The organism is Xenorhabdus sp. PB61.4, from assembly GCF_963894935.1.
GTDB lineage: Bacteria > Pseudomonadota > Gammaproteobacteria > Enterobacterales > Enterobacteriaceae > Xenorhabdus > Xenorhabdus stockiae.
Genome location: NZ_CAWQJR010000080.1, coordinates 1 through 4,319, shown reverse-complemented (window position 1 = coordinate 4,319; position 4,319 = coordinate 1). Strand labels below are relative to the sequence as shown.

At 31.0% G+C, this 4,319-nt stretch carries 4 protein-coding genes; all 4 read left to right on the top strand.

All coding sequences use genetic code 11. From position 1 onward, the window contains the following. The coding region (locus AACX68_RS05500) for a hypothetical protein (RefSeq protein ID WP_228860784.1) at nt 1-383 on the top strand (383 nt) is incomplete at its 5' end. 55 nt (nt 384-438) lie between these two features. Next, nucleotides 439-1,605 carry an aminotransferase class I/II-fold pyridoxal phosphate-dependent enzyme gene (locus AACX68_RS05495; protein ID WP_228860783.1) on the top strand — a complete coding sequence of 389 codons (1,167 nt, stop codon included), beginning with the start codon at nt 439-441 and terminating at the stop codon, nt 1,603-1,605. Nucleotides 1,606-1,620: 15 nt separating this feature from the next. Beyond that, a complete protein-coding gene (locus AACX68_RS05490; RefSeq protein ID WP_228860782.1) occupies nt 1,621-2,826 on the top strand; it encodes an amino acid aminotransferase in 1,206 nt (401 codons plus the stop codon). A gap of 60 nt (nt 2,827-2,886) precedes the next feature. Further along, on the top strand, nt 2,887-4,254 hold the full coding sequence (locus tag AACX68_RS05485; RefSeq protein ID WP_228860781.1) for an amino acid permease: 1,368 nt from the start codon (nt 2,887-2,889) through the stop codon (nt 4,252-4,254). Nucleotides 4,255-4,319 lie beyond the last annotated feature (65 nt).

Here is a 4,319-nt window from a genome sequence, read left to right as displayed (position 1 = left end):
CATATATACTATGCTCTGATGCAGTAAATCACTATCAACAACCTGTGACAACTTTAATTGATGCCAGAATACCAACAGTTTCGCTACAGACTGATAAAAATCCTTTAATAAAAAATCTGTTTAATAAAGGGATCCTCTCTCCCTTCGTAAATCACGGTGATAATAATTTAACCTTTGTTACTGGAGGTGTTAATGTCACAACCTCACCATTTCACCCTATTGGTGCCGATAATGAGATTCATCGTAATTTGTTTGTATTAGGCATTCCAACAGAGCATACCCGTTGGTTTATGCAATCAGGTAGTAGTCGCCCATCTCATTGGATCGATTTTATGATTGATGCTGATTCAATTGCAAATTCTGCTTTAGAAATAATCGATTAATTATAAATAAGAGTTAAATTTTATCTTTTATTAATGGTAACATTAAGGCATAAATATGTTCGAAGCTCACGAAAAAACTGTATTTGATCCTATCTCTATTGTTTCCGCTCAATTTCTGGCCGACTCTCGCCCTGAAAAATTAAATTTATGTATAGGTTATTTTGAGAGTGAAATTACAAAAAATACTGGATTTACTGTATTAGGGAAAACAAGAAAAAATAAATCAAAAGTAGGTTTTAATATCCTTGGGGAAGAATCTTTTAGAGAAGCCATTAAATCATTATTAAAAACTCAAGCATCACAAGCATATAACTTCTCAGTTGTCCAAACTATTGGTGCATCAGGCGGATTATGGCTTATATTTACACTTTTTCAACGATTTACTCATAGTAACCGTGTATGGTTTAGTACACCTACATGGAGTAATCACCTTGAAATTGCAAAGAATACAAATCTTGAAATATCTCGATATAGATATCAGTTAGATAATCATGGTGAGTTAGAAATGGATAAACTGATACAAGATATTAGCACAATAAAATGTGGTGATATTCTAGTTTTACAAGGTTGTTGTCACAATCCCCTAGGTGTTGATCTAGATATTAAGCAATGGAAAGAATTAGCTAAACATGTTAAACATCTCGGAGCACATTTGGTTATTGATTTTGCTTATTTTGGACTAAAAAATGGTATTGAAAAAGATAAGTCTATCTTTTTGCCATTATTTAACGAATTAGAACACTTCTTCGTCGTTAATTCTTTTTCTAAAAACATGGGATTATATGGTGAAAGAATAGGTGCGTTGTCCTTTTTTTCCCGTTCAAATAAATATCGAGAACAATTTGAATTATTAACAAAAAAAATAGTTCGTTCTACTTATTCAATGCCTCCACAAAAATTAGCACAAGAAATTTCTGAAGTTATATCATCAAATGATTTATCTCAATTATGGCATAAAGAAATTTCTGTACTCAGAGAAACTCTTTTAAAAAGGAAAAACTCACTATTAGATGTATTAAAACGTTATGAACTTTTTCACATAGTCACTAATCCTAAAAGTCATGGAATGTTCTTAAATTTAAATCTTACGGAGGAGGAAATAAATACACTAGCGAAAGAATTCGGAATATACATTTTACCAAACGGAAGACTTAGTTTAGCAAGCCTTCAACTAAAAGATATAAACCAGCTTGTAGAAGCTATCCATATAATCAAAAAATAAATATCGGGTTTAATAATGTATACTAATATGTTATCTGGAAAAAGTGATCCAATTTTTGCTCTTAATGAAATGTTTCGTCATGACAAAAGATCAAACAAAATAGATCTTGGAGTCGGTGTATTTAAAAATGACCACGATATAACTCCATTAATGAAAGCTGTTGAATTAGCAGAAAAAAAAGTTATACAAAATCAAAATACAAAAGTCTATCAAGGCCTTAATGGTAACGAAGAGTTCAATCAGGCAATAATCAAATTACTTATAAAAAAATCATCAGTCAGATTGCGCTCAGCAATTATACAAACGACAGGTGGAAGTGGTGCACTCAGACTTATTTCAGATTATATCTACTCAATAAACCCTTCCACTACAGTATGGATTAGCAATCCTAGTTATGCCAATCACTATCCTATTTTGAATGATGCAGGGTTGAAAGTAACTCACTATAACTATATTAATACTGAAACAAAAATGGCTGATGTTGATGCCATTATTTCTTCACTTATGTTAGCAAAACGAGGAGATATTATTTTATTACATGGCTGTTGTCATAATCCTACAGGCGCGGATTTAAGCATAAAACAGTGGTCAATTTTATCTGATTTTATGATTCGTAAGGGATTAATCCCATTCATTGATATTGCGTATCAGGGGTTAGGTGATGGATTAGAGGAGGACGCTGCTGGATTGAATATTATACTCAACCAATTTGACGAAGTTTTTATAACAACTTCTTGCTCTAAAAACTTTGGCTTATATGCTGAGCGAATTGGTGCTGCAATTATCGTTTGTAAACATTATTATTCTGTTCAATATGTTAGAAAACATATGACAAACTTAGTATTAAATTCTTATGCTATGCCTCCAAATCATGGTGCCAAAATAGTATCCCTGATTCTTAATGATTATTCATTAAGAAAATTATGGGAGTCAGAATTGAGCGAAATGAGAAAAAGAATTAAAGAAAACAGAGTGTTATTTCATAACTCATTAGCAACAACCAGGTATTCTGACGACATATCTTTTATATTGAAACATAAAGGAATGTTTTCATCTTTTGGATGGAAAGATCATGTCATTGATATATTAAGAGAAGAACATTGCATTTATATTGTGAAAGGTGGAAGAGTCAATTTTGCTGCCATGTCGAAAAGTAAAATAGAAAGAATTACCTCATGTATTTATTCTTCTCATCAAGGTTTTAATTATTTAAAATACTAACGTTATTAACACAGAAGTATTTATACATGCAATAAATAAACATTGCAGAAAAAGAATAATATGGTAAAAGGTGTGCAAAAATCAATGCTGAATCGAAGTTTAAAAAACAGACACATACAACTTATTGCACTTGGTGGCTCCATAGGAACAGGTTTATTCTTAGGCGTTGGACAAACTATCAAGATAGCAGGGCCTGCTGTATTATTAGGATACGCTATTGCAGGTTTTTTTGCCTTTATCATCATGCGGCAGTTAGGCGAAATGATTGTTGCAGAGCCAGTCGCGGGATCATTTAGTTACTTTGCAAATAAATATTGGGGTAATTTTGCTGGTTTTTTATCTGGTTGGAATTATTGGATTATGTTTATACTTGTCGGTATGACTGAATTAACAGCTATAGGAATATACATTCAATATTGGTGGCCAGATTTACCAACCTGGGTTCCTGCCGCAATCGCCTTTTTTTTTATTAATCTTATTAATATTGCAAATGTTCGTCTATATGGTGAGATGGAATGTTGGTTCTCACTCATCAAAATTTTTGCAATTGTCTGTGTGATACTATTCGGATTATATTTATTAATAAGCGAAAAAGGAGAAAATCAAACAATATTGGCGAACTTGTGGCAACATGGTGGTTTTATGCCAAATGGATTTAGTGGATTGTTTATGTCAATGGCTATTATCATGTTTTCATTTGGCGGATTAGAAGGAATAGGGGTCACAGCAGCTGAAGCCCAAAATCCACAAATCACCATACCTAAAGCAATCAAACAAATTATTTATCGCATTATTTTATTTTATATCTTATCACTATTCATACTTCTCTCATTATATCCATGGAAAAATATCATAGATGGAGTTAGCCCATTTGTTCTTATTTTTTACGATCTGAATAGTTTCTGGATATCAAATATATTAAATATCGTTGTATTAATCGCTGCTTTATCAGTTTATAACAACGGTGTATATTGTAATAGTAGGATATTGTATGGATTAGCAAAACAAGGTAATGCGCCTAAATTATTTTCCAAAACAAATAGATACAACTCCCCTATTATATCAATAGCATTCTCTGCATTAATAACATCCATAGGAATTTTACTTAATTATATTCTACCTAATACAGCATTTGAAATCCTGATGTCATTAGTCGTAACAACATTAGTTATTAATTGGTTCATGATCTGTATTTCACACCTGAAATTTAGAAAAATTAAAAATGAAGAAAGAATTAAGTCAAAATTCAAATCAATTTGGTATCCGTTTGACAACTATTTATGTTTAATTTTTTTATCATTAATTTTATTTATCATCATAATGACCGATGAAATCCGAATTTCTGTTATTATTATGCCATTATGGATTGGTATACTATGGGGATGTTTTATTTTTTTAAAAAAAATTCATATAAGAAATAAGAAATAAGAAATAAGAAATAAGAAATAAGAAATAAGAAATTTAGTAATAACGTTAATCTATAATTATAGTAT